Raw genomic sequence first — 22,066 nt, 5'->3', positions numbered from 1 at the left:
GCAGTGGCTGCTCGTATTAATGACTGCGAATGTAAAATGGTTATCACTTCTGATGGAAGTTATCGCGGAAATAAATCCATTGACTTAAAAGGAATTGTGGATGAAGCTTTACAAAAAACACCTTGTGTAGAAAAAGTATTGGTTGTGAAAAGAACGAATACCGAAGTAGCGATGAAAGAAGGAAGAGATCTTTGGTTACAACCCTTACTTGATGCTGCAATTCCAAATAACGTTGCCGAAATCATGGATGCTGAAGATCCATTATTCATACTTTACACTTCGGGCTCAACCGGAAAACCAAAAGGAATGGTGCATACCACAGCGGGTTATATGGTTTATACTGCCTATACTTTTAAAAATGTTTTTGCCTACGAAGAGAATGATATTTTTTGGTGCACCGCTGATATTGGTTGGATTACCGGACATTCTTATATTCTTTACGGACCACTATTGAACGGAGCCACAACAGTTATTTTTGAAGGTGTTCCTTCTTATCCTGATTTCAGTCGTTTTTGGGAAGTAATCGAAAAACATAAAATTACACAATTCTATACGGCACCAACGGCTATTCGTTCGTTAGCAAAAGAAAGTTTAGATTATGTACAACGTTTTCCGTTGAAATCGTTGAAAGTTATTGGCTCTGTTGGAGAACCTATAAATGAAGAAGCTTGGCATTGGTATAACGATCACGTTGGTGGCAAACGTTGTCCACTTGTTGATACTTGGTGGCAAACCGAAACAGGAGGAATTATGATTTCGCCAATTCCCTTTGTAACACCAACCAAACCCACTTATGCATCATTACCATTACCGGGAATTCAACCTGTTTTGATGGATGAATTGCGCAACGAAATTGAAGGCAATCAAGTTACCGGAAGTCTGTGTATTAAGTTTCCATGGCCATCAATAGCACGAACTATTTGGGGTGATCACCAACGTTATAAAGATACTTATTTTACGGCTTTTCCAGGTAAATATTTTACGGGAGATGGCGCATTGCGCGATGAAGTTGGGTATTACAGAATTACCGGTAGAGTGGATGATGTGATTATTGTTTCGGGACACAATCTTGGTACAGCTCCTATTGAAGATGCTATCAATGAGCATCCGGCGATAGCTGAAAGTGCTATTGTTGGTTTTCCTCACGATGTTAAAGGAAATGCTTTGTATGGGTTTGTTATACTCAAAGAAATAGGAGAAACCAGAAATCAAGAAAATTTAGCTATAGAGATAAATCAGATTATTTCTAACCAAATTGGTCCGATTGCCAAGCTTGATAAAATCCAATTTGTATCGAACTTACCTAAAACACGTTCCGGGAAAATCATGCGTCGAATTTTGCGAAAGATAGCAGAAGGTGACTTTAGTAACTTTGGCGACACGTCCACTTTATTGAATCCCGAAATTGTGGATGAGATTAGAGATGGAAAAGTTTAGTCTTAAGAATATAATGTAAAAAAAGCCTACTAGTTTCAATACTATTAGGCTTTTCATTAAGACTAAATACCTATTATAAAAACTTATGAAACTAGTTCACTTTGGTTTCTAAACACCAATTGACCATCAAAACTATCCAAGAGTACAATGCTATCAGTGGTTATTTTTCCAGCCAGAATTTCTTTGGAAAGTTGGTTTAACACTTCTCTTTGAATAACTCTTTTTACCGGACGCGCTCCAAAATGTGGGTCGTAACCTTTTTGTGCTAAATACTCAATGGCTTCCGGTGTTGCATCTAATGTAATGTTTTGATGCGCCAGCATTTTTATAACGCTTTTTAATTGCAAGCCCACAATGGCTGTGATGTTGGCGCTAGTCAACGGTGTGAACATGACGATTTCATCAATACGATTAATAAACTCCGGACGAACCGTTTGTTTTAATAAACCTAAAACTTCTACTTTGGCAGCTTCGGTTGCAGCTTCAATTCCACCCTTAAGATTTTCAAACTTCTCTTGTATGATGGCACTTCCCATATTGGAAGTCATTATAATTATCGTGTTTTTAAAATCTGCCAATCGTCCTTTGTTATCTGTCAGACGACCTTCGTCTAATACTTGTAATAAAATGTTAAACGTATCAGGATGTGCTTTTTCGATTTCGTCTAACAGAATTACGGAATATGGTTTTCTACGAACAGCTTCAGTCAATTGTCCGCCTTCATCATAACCCACATATCCTGGAGGCGCGCCAACTAAACGGCTTACGCTGTGACGTTCTTGGTATTCACTCATGTCAATACGTGTCAAAGCGTTTTCATCATCAAATAAATATTCGGCTAATGCTTTGGCTAATTCGGTTTTCCCAACTCCGGTTGTGCCTAGAAATAAGAAGGTTCCGATTGGTTTTTTCATGTCTTGCAATCCGGCGCGACTTCTGCGAACCGCATCGCTTATCGCTTCAATGGCTTCTTCTTGTCCCACAACTCTGTGGTGCAATTCATCTTCCAGTTTTAAGAGTTTTTCTCTTTCGCCTTGGAGCATTTTCATTACCGGTATTCCGGTCCATTTGGCAACTACTTCGGCAATATCTTCCCGAGTTACTTCTTCTTTTATCAAAGAAGTTCCGTCTTGTTTTTCTAGTAATTCTTTTTGAAATTTATCCAAACGTTCTTGAGCTTCTTTGATTTTTCCATAACGTATTTCGGCTACTTTACCATAGTCGCCATCGCGTTCGGCACGTTCGGCTTCGTATTTAAAATCTTCGATTTCGGTTTTTACTAATTGGATATTATCAACAACATCTTTCTCTGATTTCCATTTGGTGAAAATCTCATTCCGGTCTTCTTTAAGATTTGCCAATTCCAATTTCAACCCTTTCATTTTACTTTCGTCATTTTCACGTTTGATGGCTTCCAATTCGATTTCCAATTGCATAATCTTTCTATCCAAAACGTCTAATTCCTCTGGTTTTGAATTGATTTCCATTCGCAGTTTAGAAGCCGCTTCGTCAATAAGGTCAATGGCTTTATCCGGAAGAAAACGATTCGTAATATAACGTTGAGATAATTCGACGGCAGCAATAATCGCATCATCTTTTATCTGAACTTTATGATGCGTTTCATATTTTTCTTTGATTCCGCGAAGGATAGAAATCGCACTTTCGGTATCAGGTTCGTCAATCATAATCTTTTGAAAACGACGTTCTAATGCTTTATCTTTTTCGAAATATTTTTGATATTCGTCCAAAGTTGTGGCACCGATAGCACGCAATTCGCCACGAGCCAAAGCTGGTTTCAAAATATTAGCGGCATCCATAGCACCTTCGCCACCTCCAGCACCAACAAGTGTATGGATTTCATCAATAAAAAGCACTATATCACCTTCGGCAGAAGTAACTTCTTTTACCACGGCTTTTAATCGTTCTTCAAATTCACCTTTGTATTTTGCACCAGCAATCAGCGAACCCATATCAAGTGAATAAACGACTTTGTCTTTAAGATTTTCAGGAACATCGCCATCCACAATTCGATGCGCTAAACCTTCAGCAATGGCAGTTTTCCCAACACCAGGTTCACCAACCAGCATCGGATTGTTTTTTGTACGACGTGTTAGAATTTGTAATACTCTACGAATTTCTTCGTCACGTCCGATAACCGGATCAAGTTTTCCTTGGCGTGCTAATTCGTTAAGATTTTTAGCATATTTGTTCAAAGCGTTATAGGTTTCCTCGGCAGATGCAGAAGTCACTCGTTCGCCTTTTCTGATTTCGGCAATTGCTGCTTCTAATCCTTTCTCCGTAACGCCTTGGTCTTTTAAAATTTGGGCTACCTTACTTTTAGATTTGAATATGGCCAAAATTAAATGCTCGATAGAAACATATTCATCGTTCATTTTTTTAGCAATGATATTCGCTTCGTTCAAAGCATTGTTCGCTTCACGAGACAACATGATTTCGCTTCCTGAAACTTTTGGAAAACTTTGAATAGTGCTGTCTAAAATCTTTTTAAATAAATCGACATTCACATTGAGTTTTTTCAAAATGAATGGTGTTACGTTTTCGTCAACTTCCAGAATTCCTTTAAAAATATGTTCGTTTTCGAGTTGTTGTTGACCAAAACCTTGTGCAATTTGCTGTGCTTGTTGCAGCGCTTCTTGCGATTTGATGGTTAAATTATTTATGTTCATAGTTGTTGTAGGTTTGTTAAAATAATTTGATTGTATTTTAAGATGTATATCTTTGCCGAACATTGGTCAATTTGTATTCCAATGTAAAATTACAGACAGAATGTCTTTATTACATGATTTTTATCCTGTTAATGAGACAAAGTGTCTTAAAACAAGTTACTTATGAGTTTTTTAAAGAATGTGTTTGGTTCTAATGAAGAAAATCAATCGGTTTCAAAAGTAGGTTGGAGACAGCTTACAGATTTAGGTCAACTGAATGAAATAATTGCGGAATCAACAGTCAAGCCAGTTCTTGTTTTTAAACACAGTACGCGTTGTGGTGTTAGCAGAATGGTTTTGAAGCAATTTGAAAACGAGTTTGATTTACACGAAAAAATAACACCTTACTTTTTAGACTTGTTAGAACATAGAGATGTCTCAAATGAAATCGCTAGTCGCTTTGGAGTGTTTCACCAATCGCCACAACTAATTGTCATAAAGGATGGAAAAGCGCTTTTCAATGATTCGCATGGAAGTATAGATGCCGGAAAATTAGAGCAGTTTATTTAAGTTATACTATTTTAGTAAACCTATTTTCATTATTTAGAGCTTTCAGGATAAAGTTATCTTCTAATCCATTTACAATCCAAGTTTCTATTTTGCCTTCTTTGGCAATAGTTGCAGCTTCAATTTTAGATTGCATTCCACCAGTTCCATGAGAAGACTTCGAATCACCAATTTCTTTTTCTAATACTTTTAAATCAGTTACTATCGAAATGGTTTCAGGAATTTTATTGTTGATGGAAGCTTTGGTATAAATTCCATCCGTATTTGTGGCAATGATTAATATATCAACATTCAATAATACAGCAGTTAGCGCCGCCAATTTATCATTATCACCAAATTGAATTTCATCAGTAGCTACCGTATCGTTTTCATTTATAATCGGAATGTAATTATTTTTTAATAATACATTTATGGTGTTAACAATATTGACTTTGGATTGTTCCTTCTCAAAATCAGAGTAAGACAATAAACATTGGGAAATGAGTAAACCCAAATCGCTAAAGTTTTCCTGATAAATACGCATCAAATGAGGTTGTCCTATAGAAGCCAACGCTTGTTTTACAAAGACTTCTTTGTCTTGACTCTCTAATTTCACAAACTGTTTCGCTGCCGCAATAGCGCCAGAGCTTACTATTACAAATTCGTAGTTATCTTTTAAAGCAGCAATTTGCATTCCAATATCTTCAATCTTTCCTCTCGAAATATGATTGGTTTCTTTGGTTAAGGTATTACTTCCTAATTTTAAAAGAATTCTTTTTTTACCTGATTTGTCCATTGCCGTAAATATACCATTTATTAGAAACTAAATGTTGCAAACCTAGCGGTCCACGTTGGTGAAGCTTATCGGTGCTGATTGCTAATTCACCACCAAGTCCAAATTGTCCACCATCTGTAAAACGTGTTGAAGCATTTTGATATACTGCTGCTGCATCTACATTTTCCATAAAATCTTGCGCAATTACATCATTTGAAGTGATGATTGCTGCAGAATGTCCACCACAATAAGTATTAATTTTATCAATAGCTTCTTGGTTTGAGTTAACAGTTCCAATGACAATTTTATAATCTAAAAACTCTTCATGCCAAATCAAATCCGATTCAATTTGAGGAACGTTGGTTACTTTTGAAATAGTTTCATCGCCCAAAACAGTGACATTTCGTTGCTGCAATTCCGACACAACATTTTTTGTAAATGCTTCCCAGTTTGGAAGATTTATATCGATAAGTACTTTGTCTAACGCATTGCAAACCGAAATATTAGATGTTTTGCCATTAATGATAATAGCCAATGCTTTCTCTATATCAGCTTCTTGGCTTACAAACACAAAGTTATTTCCTCTTCCGCTTACAATTACGGGACAAGTAGCATGTTTTTTTACAAAATTGATTAATGATTCTCCACCTCTCGGAACAATTAAATCTACTTTTTGAGAAGGCTTTTCTAAGAACTGTTGGGTTTCTTTTCTATCAAAATTTAAATAGCTAATCCAACTATTTGGGATGTTGTTATCTGATAAAGCTTGGTGCCATAAAGACATAATCTTTAAATTAGACTGCAAAGATTCTTTTCCACCTTTCAATAGAATTCTGTTTCCTGATTTAAACGCTATAGCAGTTGCTTCAACGGTTACATCAGGTCTTGATTCATAAATGATTAAAATAGTTCCAAAAGCGGCTGTTTTGTTTTGGATTTTCATACCGTTTTCGGAGGTAAAATGGTATACCACTTTCCCAACAGGATCTTCCTGACCAACTAATTGCACTAAGGAAGCAATCATGCTGTCTATTTTTTGATCATCTACCAAAAGCCTTTTTGTCATTGCTAAATCATCACCAGAATAGTTAGAAATATCTCCTTGATTAACAAGTTTGATGTTAGATCTCTCTTGTTCAAGAAGTTTTGCCATTCTGGTTAGAATGGTATTTCTTTTAGCGAATGTGAGGGAATTAAGCATGATTTTATTTTTAAAAAGAATACTATCTTCTAAACTTATTTCTGGAAATAATATCTTTTAGTTTGGCTTTTAAATCGTTTCCGGTATCAAAAACCATTTGCTCATTGCTTGGAAACGGAACGACTCGTCTCTCAAAATTAGAATAATACGTTTCTTCACAAGCACGTTTATCACCTTTATAAGTTGAGTATATATTGCTAAACACAAACTCACTTGCTAATGGAAATGTCTCAATCAGCTGGTTGATTTTAAAGTTGATATAATCTACTTTGGCGGTAACCTGACATGATTTTATTTGTGAAAATTCATAAATAGAAATGCGAACCGTTCTCATATTATCCACTTTTACCGGATGTCCCAAACTATCTTTTACTACATTTCCATTTGCATCTAAAAGGTTTTTGACACCATCTTTAATCAGTTTTTCTTTTTCAAATTGTTTTTCTTTTACTTGCTCTGGTGAGATATTGATTTGACGGAAGTTAACTATCAAACCATAATCATAGTCAATTCCTTTTTGACGGTTGTTGTGATAGACTGTCCATTTATCATTCAAACCATAAGTGCTAAAATCTAATAAATCGTTTTCTAAACGAACCGGAATCACCATATTGGTTTCGTTCTTGGTATAAACATTTACAAAATCGGTTCCTTTTAACTTGGCTTCGTCTGTTAGTTTGGCAACATCTTTAAATCCGGGATTAATACTTTCTAAATAAACCAAATCATCATAAGCACGGCGAATCGTCATTTTGTCTTTGGTTACCAAAAGCGCTTTGGAATTGTCATACAAATATTTTGATAAGGCGTTTTTACTACTGACAATTTGGTCGGTATAATCATCAAAAGGAAATTGAGCGTCACGACCTTCTTTAAGTAATTTCAATGGCAATAAAGGTCGGATTTGTTCCTGACGGTAATTCAACTGAACGTAAGTGTTGTATATTTTTTCTAAGTTTTGCGGATTGGCATCTTTAAACCAACCATTGATGTCACGTAAATCGCGTTCTTTGGCTTTTGCAAAAGCTTCTTCTAGCATATAGACATAGTCTTGTTTTCCTTTCGCATTTTTGTTGCCGCGCAAACCATCAACTGCGTTAGTAATAGCAGCGTCATAGTCACCGGAAGTTAACAATTCACGGGTTTGCTTAACGCCACAGGAAGTAGCAATAATAAATAGGGCAAGGAGTGAAGTAATTTTTTTCATTTATTAAGGGTTTGAACAAAAATAGGAAAACCTTTTAAAAGAGTTTTATTCTTAAGTAAACAAATGCAATTAATCCATAAAAAAACTTACTCATTCATAAGTTGAATAGGTATATTTTTATAAATAAAATAGAATTTATTTTCTAATCACATGCTTTTTTTTTTAAATTAAAATGAAAAATATGCAATAAAAAATATTTCTATCCAACGTTTTATTTAAAATAAATTTATGGATGTTCTGGTGTTTTTGAATAAAGGGATATATCACCTGCGGTTAATTCCCAAACTGAATAATCAAGGTTATCAACGTTTCCATCTCCATTCAAATCTCCTGAACGATAGTAAGTAGATGGTTCAAAATCTATTGATTGTAACTCCCAGTCTGAATAATCAAGATTGTCAACATTTCCGTCTTGATTAATATCTCCTGTATAGAATCCAAATAAGCCTGAACCTAATTCAACCATATTATCTCCAAAAGCTTTATTAGCAGATGTTGTGAAATCATAGCTTATTGGAGAACCTCCAAATGAAACAGGATTTGCACTCCATGTTTCAAGTGTATTTCTATGCTTAATAGCTATATAATATGAACTATTTCCAACAGCAGGTGCAAAAATAGCTTGAGCATCACCATTTGTATTTAATAATGAGGTGGTAGTAGCAACTACCGCATAAGTAATTGAATTTCTTAGCTCAACTGTAATGTCATCAACATCTGTAGCAGTTGTAGTTGCCAACTCATTAAATTTAGCCGCTGTCATTGTTGATGAACCAGCATAATAACCTTGAATCATCATCTTAACATTTAAAACTGTCTGACATGTATTAATGGTCAATATCAATGTTTTAGTATCGGTACATCCCGCAGCATTTAACCCTGTTACTTCATAAGTACCACTTGCAGTATACGTTGTTCCGTTTGCTGTCCAGGTATAACTATCACAAGCTGTAACTGATTGTGAACTTGCTGTACTTTGGTTAATTGTCAAATTCAACGTTTGTGTATGACAACCGGAAACGAATGTAGCAGTACTGTTTGAAGCGGTATAAGTTTGACCGTTTCCTAATGGACCAGACCATAAATAAGAACCATCACATTGTGTTTGAGTAGTTGTTCCTGATGTAATAGCATTTACATTTATTATGCGGGTTCCTGTTAAGTCACTCGCTATCGAAGTACAAGATGTATTTGATAAAGTTGCAATTGAATAGGTCGTATTTGATGTAGGTGTAACATTTACACTAATAGTTGGAGCCGTTCCGCTGAATGGAATTGCACCCGGTGATAATGTACCACTTATAGTTCCTGAACCAGTAACTGAAATACTGATTGGAGTACTTCCGCCATTGCAAATAGTTGCTGTTCCACTGATAGCTGATGTCGGGCGTGCATTAACATTTATTATGCGGGTTCCTGTTAAGTCACTTGCTATTGAAATACATGATGCGTTTGATAAAGTCGCAACGGAATAGGTTGTATTTGATGTAGGTGTAACATTTACATTAATAGTTGGAGCCGTTCCGCTGAATGGAATTGCACCCGGTGATAATGTACCACTTATAGTTCCTGAACCAGTAACTGAAATACTGATTGAACTGCTTCCGCCATTGCAAATAGTTGCTGTTCCAGTGATAGTTGCTGTCGGGCGTGCATTTACATTGATTATTCGTGTTCCTGTTAAGTCACTTGCTATTGAAGTACACGATGCATTTGATAAAGTCGCAACGGAATAGGTAGTATTTGATGTAGGTGTAACATTTACACTAATAGTTGGAGCCGTTCCGCTGAATGGAATTGCACCCGGTGATAATGTACCACTTATAGTTCCTGAACCAGTAACTGAAATATTGATTGTGCTACTTCCTCCATTGCAAATAGTTGCTGTTCCATTGATAGCTGCTGTCGGACGTTCGTTAACTGAGACATTAGCACTAGATACCTGAGCCGACTGGCAACCATTTACAGAATTAGAAACTATTAAATTGTAAGTTCCAGAGGCAGACGAAGTAGTAGAAGTAATGATTGGATTAGCTTCAGAACTTGTAAATGAATTAGGTCCTGTCCAACTATAAACTGGGGTGAGGGGAGTATAAAAAGAAATTGTTGTATTACTAGATGTTATGGTTGCAAGACTGTTTTGATTGGTAAAACCAAAAGTGCCAGTGTTTGCTGTTGTTTGGCTGAGTAATTGAGAGGATATAGGAGTAGTGCTAACAGTTGCAGCACTTAATCCCAGACTGTAGGATACAGAAGCAGCAGTTTGAGTCATTGTTCCGTATACAAATTCAATATGGTTATCTGATTCATAAAACTTAATTTGCCAATTATATGAAGCGGCTGAAGAAGTACTAAAGTCCTTCATGTTTTTCCACTCAACTGTCAAAATTCTGGTGCCTGCGGTTCCTGAAGTAGTATAATTAATACTGTTATTAAGATCAGCTACCGTTCCAAGATTTCCTGATGTACGAAGGTCGTCCCAATTTGGAGCAACAATCAAACCGCTAGCAGCAGTAGTCCAGTTATTTGTATAACTATAGGCAGCAGGACTAGCCCCAGAGCCAGTTGCTGTTGAAGCATTATCAAAAGTGACAAATCCATTAGTACTTACCCTAAAGGTGCTATAAGACGTGCCATTATAAACAAAATTAAAACCAATGGGCTGATTATTGCTCAGGTTGTCATCTGTACTGGTTGAATTCCTCCATGTAGTTATTGTAGTTCCGGGAAAGATAGAAGTATAACTAGTTCCGGTATTCCTTAAAGCATTAAATGCACTAATTGTGGTGCTGGTTCCAGTAACAGAAGCAACATTATAGGAAGAGTTTATATTGATTGGGTTACCAGCACACAAGGTAGTAGGTGAAGCTGTTGCACTAACTCCTGTTGGAGTTGCATTTACAATTACTGTAAAAGTTTGTAGTGCAGAACTAATACATCCATTTCCGTTAGCTACTGTAATTGTTCCTGTATATGTACCAAAATTTGCATTTGCAGGGACATTAATGGTAATATTTCCTCCACCTTCTGTACCTGAAAAACTTTGATTGGTAACTGTTGTAAAGCTATTGTTAGGCCAAGCAGACCAAGTGATGCTATATGTAGTGGGTAAATTAGTAGTAGCTGTATAAGCCAATGTTACAGTTTTTGCAGTAGTGCTTTGACAAACATTACTAGTACTAGTTGCCCAAGCAGTAGTTGGTAATGGATAAATATTGATTGATGCAATAGAAGTGGCTGTACCACCAGCAGTATTTACAGTTACAGTACCTGAAGTGCCATTACCTGCCGTCACTGTTATTTGACTATTACTATTTACAACATAGGAAGCGACAGCAGTTCCATTGATGGTTACTGCATTTGTTGTTGTTAGGTTATTTCCTGTTATCGTAAATGTAGACCCTATGCAAACTGATGTGGCACTAATGCTGGAAATCGTTGGTGCAGGCGTCGTATTAATAATATTAAAGTTAATATTAGAAACATCAAAGAAAATATGATTGGTTCCTTTTACCATAATCCTATTTGTAGTTCCTATTGTATTTGGGATAGTAACTGCTTGAGTTCCATCATTTGGAGTTGCCGCTATTAATGTCGACCAAGTTGCACCCGAATCTGTAGATAAAAGAATATCAACATTAGCACAATTTACGCCATTTGACGTTGTTCCAGATACATCCCATGTTATAACTTGCGAACTACCTACACCATAGGAAACAGCGGTATTTGGTGATGTAACACTAAATGGTCCCGCTATTGCATTAACATTGACAATCATATCATCACTATTGTTTGCCGGTCCATCAGCTTTATTATCGCGAACAGTTAGTCTGAAATTCATTGTTCTTGCAACAGACGGTAAAGCTTCTACTAATATTTCTGTCCCCGAAGTGGTTAAGGCACCAGTTAAAACTGAAGCCATTCTAGGAAAATATCTTATTGGAGAGGTTGAAGAATTGTAAGATCTAAAAGTTGGACCTGATGTTCTTGTACCACTTGCTACAGAATTTGCCCCAGTTTCAGTAGAAGCAGCATTATCAAATTGTTCCCAATTATAGGTTAATACATCTCCATTTGCATCTGATCCTGATCCTGTAAGCATAAATGGTGTGCTTTTAGGAATGGTATAGTCTAAGCCTGCATTAGCCGTTGGTGTAGCATTTCCTGTTGCAATATTCACCGAACAAGTTTTAGCTTTAATGTTATTTGTTACCTGTTGAATACTAATGGCATGAAAATAAGCATCTGAATGTGGCTGAACATCTTGACTTGTTATACCTGCATAGCCCATAATTGTTGAACCTGAACCAGGTTCCATATTTGCGCCTGTTCCTTCATTATTCATAGAAAACGTATGATTTGCTCCCATTTGGTGACCAATTTCGTGAGCTACATAATCAATATCAAAATTATCTCCAGTAGGTATACCATCAGCAGGAGATGTTATTCCACTTCCTTTTGAACCGTTAACACAAATACAACCTATACAACCAGCATTTCCTCCGCCACCAGTAGCACCAAATAAATGCCCAATATCATAATTAGACTCGCCAATAATGGAAGTTAAAGTTGATTGTAATTGGGCGTTCCATTGCGACTTGTTTGCAGCAGGAGAATAGGGATCTGTTGAAGCATCAGTATAAATAACCAAATCAGTATTGGCAATAATAATTAATCGCACCCCGAAATCTTTTTCGAAAACACCATTACATCTAGTAATGGAGCTATTTATAGCAGCCAATGCTAATGCTATTGTGCCACCAAAATAAGCTGTATATTCTCCTGTACAAGACATTGCCAACCGAAAAGTTCTCAAAACACCGTCATCAGCGTTTGGTCTTAAAGTACTTGCATCAATTTGTGGAGCAACCTCATCAATAACACTGCATTCGAAACGCGAAAGTGATTGTGCTTTGTCAGCTTTTCTGTATACGGTATATGTTTCTAAATCAGCCGAAATTGGTTCTATGAAAACAGCAGATTTATCAGGAGAAAGTACCATAGATTTGAAACCTAGCGGAGAAACACTGAAATATGCTGTTGCCAAAGGATTGTCAATTCCGATTCCGATATATGATTTAATTCCTGGATATCTTGCCGCTAAAGCTGGATCCATAATTGAATTTTCGTAAATACTAAATTTTTCTAATACTCCATCTGCATTTGGAATGGATAATACAGTTCCAGATTGTTTCTTGTACACCGTTCTCGAAGGCGCATTTTTCAAATTTGATTTTAAACCTACTAAGTTTAAGTTGAAAAGTTTGTTTTCAGGGAGTTGCATTCTCGAATCAAGTGCAACCATGTTGTTTTTTTTGTTAGTATTATTCCAAAGATTAATTTTGTTTTGAGCAAAAGAAAGACTTTCAAATACCAACAAAATAATAATAAGTAGTCTGTATTTCATAATTAACAGTATTTCATTAAAATATTGAAACTAATTGTACCTAAATAAAAAGTTTATTTAGTAAAATTACTATTATACGTAAATATCATAATTTTATAATTAAAAAGGTGTATTATTCTTAAAAAAATTGTTAAAAGTAATTTTTTATAAATAAAAATATAAAGTACAATTCTTAATATGAAAATAATAAGATAATAAAGAAATTTAAAAGGTTCAGTCTAAAAATGTTTTAAACTCTTCATACGTCTTAATCTTTATGCTCACTTTGTCTTTGTTAAGCACGCTTTCAATTTGTGTCGGAATTGGTAATTTCAAATTCAATAAAGGTTCAACAGTATCAAGGAATTTAATTGGATGAGCCGTCTCTAAAAATACCCCAACGCTATCCGGTTGTTTTGCCATTTCTTTTTTCAATCCCAAATAACCAACAGCACCGTGAGGTTCGGCTATGTATTTTGTTCGGTTGTAAATGTCTTTTATGGCAGCTTCGGTTTCAGTATCAGTATACGAATAGGATGAAAAGTCGTTGTAAAATTCGGATAAATTGTTGTGATATAACTCCTGAATACGGATGAAATTACTCGGATTGCCCACATCCATTGCATTGGAAATAGTTGCGATAGATGGCTTTGGGTCGTAATTTCCTTTTTCTAAAAATCTTGGAACGGTATCGTTTGCATTTGTAGAAGCTACAAAATGAGCTATAGGCAATCCTAATCGTTTCGCCATGATACCAGCGCAGATATTCCCAAAGTTTCCACTTGGACAAGACAGAATAATTGGTTTGTTGTGTTTCTTTAATTGTTGGTATGCAAAGAAAATATAAAACATTTGCGGCAACCAACGCGCAATATTAATTGAGTTTGCTGAAGTAAGATTCTTGTGTTTCAAACCGTCATCAAGAAATGCTTTTTTGACCATATCCTGACAATCATCAAAAACGCCATCTACTTCAAGCGCTTTTATATTCTGACCTAAAGTTGTCAACTGTCTTTCCTGTATATCACTCACTTTTCCGGATGGATAGAGAATGATAACTTCTACGCCTTTAACACCCAAAAAACCACTGGCAACAGCACCACCAGTATCACCGGAAGTTGCTACTAAAACCGTATTTTTAATATCTTTGTCTCTATTGAAATAGTCCAAACAACGTGACATGAAACGTGCCCCAACATCCTTAAAAGCCATCGTTGGGCCATGAAATAATTCTAATGAAAACACATTGTCTTCTACAGGAACACAAGGAAAATCAAAGCATAGCGTTTCGGAAATTATTCTTTTGAGTTCGGCTTCTGGAATTTCATCACCGACGAATTGTTTAATGGCTTCAAATGCAATTTCTTCGTGAGACAAATTTTCAATATTGGTAAAGAAAGAATCGGGTAGTGGAGTAATAGTTTCTGGGAAATACAAACCTCTATCAGGTGCTAAACCAGCAACAACGGCTTGTTGGAAACTTACTTTATGGGATTTATTATTAAGACTGTAGTAATTCATTGTTAAGTACGATTTACGAAGTCGGAAGTACGAAATACTTTTTGTACCTCGTACTTCGTACTTCAAACTTTAAATTATTTTTGTTCCTTCATCGTTCACTTTTGAAATGTGAATGTCAAATGCAATTCCGCTATCTGCGTAGGCATCACTCATGCTTTTGGCAACAGTATTGGCAATAGTTTCTCCTTTACACAATGCAAAAATTGATGGTCCGGCACCGGAAATTCCGGAACCTAAAGCACCATTTTGTAGCGCAGCATTTTTTACTTTTTCAAAATTAGTAATCAAATGTTTTCTCGCAGGTTCTACGATGACATCATTTAGCGAACGACCAATGAGCTCGTAATCTTTGGTATATAAACCGGCAATCAATCCACCAAGGTTTCCCCATTGTGTGATAGCATTTTTCAAGGAAACAGTTGGTGATAAAACCGCTCGTGAATCCGAAGTCTTCACTTCGATATGTGGATGTAATACCACGGCAAATAATTCACTTGGACTTTCAATTTTTATCACATCTAATGGATTGTATCCGCGAACCAATGTAAATCCGCCGAGTAGGCAAGGAGCAACGTTGTCAGCATGTTCGCTACCACTGGCAACCACTTCGCCTTTCATGGCAAAGTCAACTAACTCGTGTTTAGTAAATGGTTTTCCCAAAAGTTCGTTGATGCCAAAAACCGCTCCGGCCGCACTGGCAGAAGAACTTCCAATGCCGCTTCCTGCTTTTATTTTTTTATGGATTTCAATTTCAAAACCAAAGTCGGATTGTATGGCATTCAATAATGCTAAAGCGGCTACGCCGGCTACATTTTTTTCTGTTTTCAAAGGCAAATCGGCTCCGGTAATTTTGGTTATTCTGATGCCTTTTTCAGCGACTTTTCGAATAATCATTTCGTCACCAATACCTTCGAGACACAATCCCATAACATCGAATCCGCAATTGAGATTGGCGATAGTGGCAGGGCAGAATATTTTGATTTCGTTCATTTTTACAGTTGGTGAGTTGCTGAGTCGCTAAGTTACTGAGTTTTTCTTAGCTACTCAGGCACTCAGTTTCTCAGTAATTTAATTAAACATTTCCAATTCTAATTACATCAGCAAAAATACCAGAAGCTGTAACTGCAGCTCCGGCACCGGCACCTTTGATGATTAAAGGCTGGTCCACATAACGGTCAGTGTAGAATTCGACTATATTATCTTTTCCTTCAAGGTTATAAAACGGGCTTTCTTTTGGAATGAATTGTAAACCTACTGATGCTTTTCCGTTATCAAATTTAGCGACAAATTTAATACGACTGTCTTTCGATTTGGCTTCAGCCAAAAGTTTATTGAAATGCGCATCATGCTTCGTTAATGATTTAAAGAAATCTTCGTTGTTGGTTGTGTCCATACATTCTTGTGGCAAGAAACAATTGTTCTCGATTTCTTCAATATCCATTTTATAACCGCTTTCGCGGATAAGGATTAATATCTTTCTTGCCACATCAACTCCGCTTAAATCAATTTTTGGGTCAGGTTCTGTAAATCCTTGAACACCTGCTTCTTTAACAACATCATGAAAATTATATTTATCACTGAAATTATTAAAAATAAAGTTCAAACTTCCTGATAAAACCGCTTGGATTTTATTCACTTTGTCTCCCGAAGCAATCAAATGTTTTAGCGTGTCAATGATTGGTAATCCGGCTCCAACATTCGTTTCGAATAAGAACGGAGCATTGTATTTTCGGGATAGATTTTTAAGGTTTTTGTAATTGTTATATTCCGATGAGCAGGCAATTTTGTTGCAGGTAACTACAGCAATATTCTCACTTAAGAACTTGTCGTAAATGCCTGCAATATCATAATTTGCGGTTATATCAACGAAGATGCTGTTGCGTAAGTTGACGTCTTTTACTTTAGCAATAAAGCTTTCTACATTTGCTTTTTCACCTGCTGCAAGCGCCGTTTTCCAGTCTTTCAGGTTGATTCCTTCTTCATCAAAAACCATTGTTCTTGAGTTTGACATCGCAATAACACGCAAATTGATTTTCAGATTTTCTTTTAAGAATTTCTTTTGTTGTGCAATTTGGTCAATGAATTTCTCGCCTACATTTCCAACGCCCATTACGAATAAGTTTAACTGCTTTGTATTGTCCTCAAAGAAACGCTCGTGCAATGTATTCAATGCTTTTTTGACATCTTTTTCATTAATCACAACGGAGATATTTCTTTCAGATGCTCCTTGTGCAATCGCTCGAATGTTCACATTGTTTTTCCCTAAAGTGCTAAACATTTTACCGCTAATTCCCTGATGATTTTTCATGCTTTCACCTACTAAAGCCACGATGCATAAGTCTTTTTCCACTATGGTTGGGTCAACTCTGTTTTGTGCAATCTCAATTTCAAAAGTTTTATCGATAGCGAATTTGGCTCTATCAGCATCAGCATTTAGAATACCAATACAAATAGAGTGTTCTGAAGAAGCCTGAGTAATAAAAATCACGTTGATGTTATGCTGCGAAAGCACTTCGAATAAACGCTTTGAAGAACCGGCAACACCAATCATTCCTGAACCTTCGAGTGTCAGCAATGCAATGTTATCTATATGCGAAATCCCTTTGATAGGATTTGCAGTAGCCTTTGGAGTATCAGAAATTAGTGTTCCGTAAATTTCAGGTTCAAAAGTATTTTTGATAAAAATAGGAATGCTGTCTTTCAATACGGGTTGTATCGTTGGCGGATACAATACTTTGGCACCAAAATGCGACAATTCCATCGCTTCCTGATAGGAAATAGTTTCTATCGGCTGTGCTTGTTTTACAATTTTTGGATTGGCAGTAAACATACCGTTTACATCGGTCCAAATTTCTAAAACGTCCGCTTTTACAGCTGCTGCTATAATTGCCGCAGTATAATCAGAACCACCACGACCCAATGTTGTTGTATTGCCATCAATTGAAGAAGCAATAAAACCGGGAAATAACACGACCTGATTGGTATTGGATTTAAAATAATCGGCAATCAATTTATTGGTTACGCCAAAATCAACGGCTGCTTTTCCGAAGTTCGAATCGGTTTTGATTAGTTCACGACTGTCTTTGAAAGCGGAATTGCTTACTTTTTGTTTTAGCGCTACGGCAATGATTTGAGATGATAACAATTCTCCAAAGCCAGCCACAATATCAGCGGTTCTATTAGATAATTCGCCCAAAAGATAACAACCATCTAATAAAGTTTTTAAGTGATTGATATGACCATTAATGGTTTCAATAAGATTGCTTTGTTCGCTCAACGGAATTAACTCGTCGATAGCATCTTTGTGTTTTTTCTCTATTTGGCTAACAATGTCTTTGTAATTTTTGTCTTTTGCTGACGCTGTTTTTCCAGCTAAGATTAACATATCGGTTACGCCACTGAAAGCAGAAACCACAACGGCTAGTTTGTCTTCTTTACTTTTATTGGTTACAATGGCTATTGTTTTTGAAATATTTTCTGCATTGGCTACCGAAGTTCCGCCAAATTTTAATACTATCATGATTTTTTGTTTTAAATTCCAATCCCGAAGTATCGGGATAAATTCCAAATTCCAATTAAATTTCAAACTCTAAAAGTTAAAAAAGATGCGCATTATTTGCTAACATTTGGATTTTGTAAATTGTTCTTTTGTGTTTTATTTGCTATTTGTATTTTATTCATTTGTGATTTGCATAACTTAGTTACTCTCTATCGAAAGCCCATGCATTATGATTATATTAAAGATTATACCCCAAACGGGGTTGTAGTTGATGTGGTAGCAACAGTAGTTAGAGCCAATAAATTAGCTGCTGATGCTGAAGTAAATATGTTTTTTTTGTTCCACATGTTTTTCAAAAATACTACTTTTTGAATAGGAAAAAAGTTTTAGCACCATTTTTATCAAAATCGTAGTAATATGGATAGTAGTCAAAAAAAATATACTTTTTTCCAGTTTAGACATGCTTTCATTATTAAATTCTCAATAAAATACTATGAACAAAACTTGTTTTTTAACGTATGTTTATTGAATTTTGGGGACAATTTGCACCCTAAAAATGGAAAACACACATTACATCAGTTCGGAAGTATTGACTTTAGAGACTTTACAAGAAATCATCTCTCAACATAAATCACTTTCTCTTTCTGAAGAAGCCAGAATAAATATTCAAAAGTGTAGGGAATATTTAGACAAAAAAATGGCAAAACATGACAAACCGATTTATGGTATTAATACGGGTTTTGGTTCGTTGTACAATGTGAAAATTTCGAATGAGGATTTATCTCAACTGCAGGAAAATCTAGTAAAATCGCATGCATGTGGTACTGGAGATGAAGTGCCAACTGAAATTGTAAAGATAATGTTGTTGCTTAAAATTCAGTCTTTAAGTTATGGACATTCTGGCGTGCAATTGGTAACTGTAGAGCGTTTGATTGATTTTTACAATAACGATATTCTTCCCATAATTTATACACAAGGTTCGCTTGGAGCGAGTGGCGATTTAGCACCATTAGCACATCTGTCATTACCATTATTAGGCGAAGGCGAAGTGAATTTTGAAGGTGAAAAAGTACATGCTTCCGAAGTGTTGAAAAAGTTTAACTGGCAGCCAATCGTGTTGCAATCTAAAGAAGGTTTGGCATTGCTGAATGGAACGCAATTCATGAGTGCTTACGGAAGTTATATTCTCCTGAAAGCCATGAAATACGCTTATTTTGCGGATGTGATTTCGGCTATTTCATTAGAAGGATTTGATGGCAGAATTGAACCGTTTGATGAACTAATCCATTTGATTCGTCCGCACAAAGGACAGATAGTAACGGCAAGACGAATGAGACAATTATTGCAAGACAGTCAAATTATTTCGCAACACAAAAAACATGTTCAAGACCCATATTCTTTTCGTTGCATTCCACAAGTGCATGGCGCTTCAAAGGATACAATTGATTATGTAAAAAAAGTTTTCAAGACCGAAATCAATTCGGTTACTGATAATCCAAATATTTTTATTGGAGAAGATGTCATTATTTCGGGAGGTAATTTCCACGGACAACCATTAGCATTAGCTTTAGATTTTCTGGCGATTGCATTATCCGAATTAGGAAGTATATCCGAAAGAAGAACCTATCAACTGATTTCAGGATTACGTGGTTTACCAGCTTTTTTGATTGACAATCCGGGATTGAATTCAGGATTTATGATTCCGCAATATACAGCCGCTAGCATTGCCAGCCAAAACAAGCAATTGGCAACTCCGGCTAGTGTTGATAGCATAGTTTCGAGTAACGGACAAGAAGATCACGTAAGCATGGGAGCAAATGCTGCTACAAAATGCTTAAAGGTTATGGAAAATCTGGAACGGATTCTGGCGATAGAATTGATGAATGCTTCGCAAGCGATAGAATTCAGACGGCCATTGCAGTCAAGTGAGTTTATAGAAATGTTCCTAAAATCATTCAGAGCTGATGTGCCGCTTGTAAAAGAAGACAGAATTCTGCATTATGATATTGAAAATTCGGTGGCGTTTTTAAATAGTTTTATGGTGGAGTTGGAGGATTAAATTTGTAACATAAAACTCAACAATCCTAAAATAGCAGGAACTGCCTGTACAAAGAATATTCTTTTAGAAGCGGTCATCGCACCATAAATTCCGGCAACAAAAACGCAGGAAAGGAAGAAGATGGCGATGTTTTTACTCCAGTCAATGTCTGTAATACAAAGCGACCAGATCAATCCAGCAGCAAGGAAGCCGTTGTATAAACCTTGGTTTGCTGCCATGACTTTGGTTTTTTCAAATTGGTCTTCGGGTATGGTTTTAAAAACTTTTCTTCCGCGAGTTGTCCACGCGAACATTTCGAGCCAAAGAATGTAAATGTGCAAAAGTGCAATAAATCCGACAATGAGTTGTGATAGGATGTTCATAATTTTTGGTTTAAGGTTGTTACACAGAGATTCACGGAGTTTTTTTTGAGATTCACTGAGTGCCATTCTGTTATAATTCTCAGTGCATCTTTATTTTTCTTTATGCATCTCTTTGAAATATTTTTTGTTACACAGAGATTCACAGAGCTATTGATTTTCGTTAAAAATCCTTTCAATTCTTTTATCTGGCACGAGCCACATCAGGGCAACCAAGATGTATATTCCGCCAGAAACTATTGGGTAAAAATTAGCAAACAAAATTGCTATTGTATATAAGACCGGTGACGATTTTCCTTTGAAATCGCTACCAATTGCTTTAGACAATAAAGAATCCTTGCCGTGTTCTTTTAAAATTAATTGTTGCAAAATGAAATACGCAATTCCATTCATTAACAAGATTATGCCATACAACATCATTGGAAAAGGAGCGAAGTGATTTTCACCGTTCCAGGCTGTTGCAAATGGAATCAACGACAGCCAAAACAACAGATGCAGATTCGCCCAAAGAATTTTGCCATTCACCTGTTTTACCGTATGCATCATATGATGGTGATTGTTCCAGTAAATACCAACATAAATAAAACTCAATACATAGCTAAAAAACTTTGGAAGTAAAGGTTCTAAATCATCATAATTTGATCCTTCGGGAAGTTTGAATTCCAAAACCATAATGGTAATAATGATAGCTAAAACGCCGTCGCTAAAGGCTTCGAGTCTGTTTTTATTCATGATGTTATTTGTTTACGCTTCCCAATGTTTTATGAATTTTTCGTTTGTGATGTGTTTGTTTCAGATTTTTGTCTCCCGAAATAATGCTTATATTCCCATCGATTTCCATCATGGCGAGTTTCACTTCTTTATAGTTTTCCACGCCATGTTCCCGAATTACTTCATCTAATTCATCGGATGATATTTCCAATTTGGCTAAAGCTTTGAAATCAACTTTGCCATCGTGAATCAGAATCAAAGGTGTGTCTTGTACTAAATCGTTAAAGGTTTTTGATTTGTACATTGCTTTTTTCAAAATATAATTGAAAGTAAACAAAACCAAAGCGGCTACTAATCCACCTGCAAGTGATGAATTACTTCCGACCATGGCATTTTGTACCGAGTTACTAATCAGTAAAATCAATATAACATCGGCTGTGTTGAGTTGGGATAATTCCTTTTTACCAAAAATTCGCAAAGCAATCACCATAAAAAGATAAACGGCAATACTTCTAAGAACTATGTCAAGATAAGGATTCATTTCTTTTTAGATTCTATTAAATGCATTATCAGCAGTACGATAAATGAAACGAAAATGACTGTCAATCCAATTACAATTAATGGAATTGATGTTCCGGTGTTCATAAAGTGAAATACTATTCCGAGCGCGGTGATAACAAATCCTTTAAAAAAGATAAT

15 protein-coding genes are annotated in these 22,066 nt (G+C 36.0%); 4 read left to right on the top strand and 11 right to left on the bottom strand.

The annotated features are described in order from the left end of the window. Window positions 1–1,437, top strand: a 1,437-nt coding sequence (acs, locus tag RMN97_RS02865; protein WP_309613021.1) for an acetate--CoA ligase, incomplete at its 5' end; no start/stop codon positions are given. Window positions 1,438–1,520: 83 nt separating this feature from the next. Here acs and clpB read toward each other — a convergent pair. Continuing rightward, on the bottom strand, window positions 1,521–4,124 hold the full coding sequence (gene clpB, locus RMN97_RS02860) for an ATP-dependent chaperone ClpB (RefSeq protein ID WP_309613020.1): 2,604 nt from the start codon (window positions 4,122–4,124) through the stop codon (window positions 1,521–1,523). Window positions 4,125–4,286: 162 nt separating this feature from the next. On the opposite strand from clpB, the gene ytxJ reads away from it, so the two are divergent. Further along, window positions 4,287–4,673 (top strand): bacillithiol system redox-active protein YtxJ, encoded by a 387-nt coding sequence (gene ytxJ, locus RMN97_RS02855; protein ID WP_309613019.1) that lies wholly within the window; start codon window positions 4,287–4,289, stop codon window positions 4,671–4,673. 1 nt (window position 4,674) lies between these two features. Here ytxJ and proB read toward each other — a convergent pair whose 3' ends face one another. The 7 genes from proB to thrA all read right to left on the bottom strand — a co-directional run bounded on the left by proB (window position 4,675) and on the right by thrA (window position 18,259). Next, window positions 4,675–5,445: a glutamate 5-kinase gene (gene proB / locus RMN97_RS02850; RefSeq protein WP_309613018.1), complete on the bottom strand. Its 771-nt coding sequence runs from the start codon at window positions 5,443–5,445 to the stop codon at window positions 4,675–4,677. Continuing rightward, window positions 5,429–6,625 carry a glutamate-5-semialdehyde dehydrogenase gene (locus RMN97_RS02845; RefSeq protein ID WP_309613017.1) on the bottom strand — a complete coding sequence of 399 codons (1,197 nt, stop codon included), beginning with the start codon at window positions 6,623–6,625 and terminating at the stop codon, window positions 5,429–5,431. The genes proB and RMN97_RS02845 overlap by 17 nt, the downstream gene beginning before the upstream one ends. Before the next feature lie 22 nt (window positions 6,626–6,647). After that, entirely contained in the window at window positions 6,648–7,832 is a 1,185-nt protein-coding gene (locus RMN97_RS02840) for a hypothetical protein (RefSeq protein ID WP_309613016.1), read from the bottom strand. Between the two features lie 226 nt (window positions 7,833–8,058). After that, the gene (locus RMN97_RS02835; RefSeq protein ID WP_309613015.1) at window positions 8,059–13,239 is read right to left on the bottom strand and encodes a reprolysin-like metallopeptidase; all 5,181 of its coding nucleotides are present in this window, start codon (window positions 13,237–13,239) and stop codon (window positions 8,059–8,061) included. A 213-nt stretch (window positions 13,240–13,452) separates the two neighbouring features. Further along, window positions 13,453–14,739 (bottom strand): threonine synthase, encoded by a 1,287-nt coding sequence (thrC, locus tag RMN97_RS02830; RefSeq protein ID WP_309613014.1) that lies wholly within the window; start codon window positions 14,737–14,739, stop codon window positions 13,453–13,455. 69 nt (window positions 14,740–14,808) lie between these two features. Continuing rightward, the gene (locus RMN97_RS02825) at window positions 14,809–15,729 is read right to left on the bottom strand and encodes a homoserine kinase (protein WP_309613013.1); all 921 of its coding nucleotides are present in this window, start codon (window positions 15,727–15,729) and stop codon (window positions 14,809–14,811) included. Between the two features lie 82 nt (window positions 15,730–15,811). Next, window positions 15,812–18,259, bottom strand: a complete 2,448-nt coding sequence (thrA, locus tag RMN97_RS02820) for a bifunctional aspartate kinase/homoserine dehydrogenase I (RefSeq protein WP_309613012.1) — start codon at window positions 18,257–18,259, stop codon at window positions 15,812–15,814. 201 nt (window positions 18,260–18,460) lie between these two features. On the opposite strand from thrA, the gene RMN97_RS02815 reads away from it, so the two are divergent. Together RMN97_RS02815 and hutH are read left to right on the top strand one after the other, a co-directional pair. Continuing rightward, window positions 18,461–18,610: a hypothetical protein gene (locus RMN97_RS02815; protein WP_309613011.1), complete on the top strand. Its 150-nt coding sequence runs from the start codon at window positions 18,461–18,463 to the stop codon at window positions 18,608–18,610. A gap of 184 nt (window positions 18,611–18,794) precedes the next feature. Further along, window positions 18,795–20,297, top strand: coding sequence for a histidine ammonia-lyase (gene hutH / locus RMN97_RS02810; protein WP_309613010.1), 1,503 nt, complete (start codon window positions 18,795–18,797; stop codon window positions 20,295–20,297). Here the strand turns inward: hutH and RMN97_RS02805 are convergent. The 3 genes from RMN97_RS02805 to RMN97_RS02795 form a co-directional block, all read right to left on the bottom strand. Next, window positions 20,294–20,659 carry a DUF1304 domain-containing protein gene (locus RMN97_RS02805; RefSeq protein ID WP_309613009.1) on the bottom strand — a complete coding sequence of 122 codons (366 nt, stop codon included), beginning with the start codon at window positions 20,657–20,659 and terminating at the stop codon, window positions 20,294–20,296. The two genes, hutH and RMN97_RS02805, sit on opposite strands and share 4 nt — an antisense overlap. Before the next feature lie 147 nt (window positions 20,660–20,806). Then, on the bottom strand, window positions 20,807–21,388 hold the full coding sequence (locus RMN97_RS02800; RefSeq protein ID WP_309613008.1) for a TMEM175 family protein: 582 nt from the start codon (window positions 21,386–21,388) through the stop codon (window positions 20,807–20,809). A 4-nt stretch (window positions 21,389–21,392) separates the two neighbouring features. Continuing rightward, complete coding sequence (locus RMN97_RS02795) at window positions 21,393–21,908, bottom strand: YetF domain-containing protein (RefSeq protein WP_309613007.1); 516 nt, start codon at window positions 21,906–21,908, stop codon at window positions 21,393–21,395. Between the last annotated feature and the right edge of the window lie 158 nt (window positions 21,909–22,066).

The sequence above is a fragment of the Flavobacterium sp. genome, from assembly GCF_031381455.1.
Lineage (GTDB): Bacteria > Bacteroidota > Bacteroidia > Flavobacteriales > Flavobacteriaceae > Flavobacterium.
The sequence above is the reverse complement of the archived record's forward strand: the minus strand, read 5'-3'. Positions and strand labels throughout refer to the sequence as shown.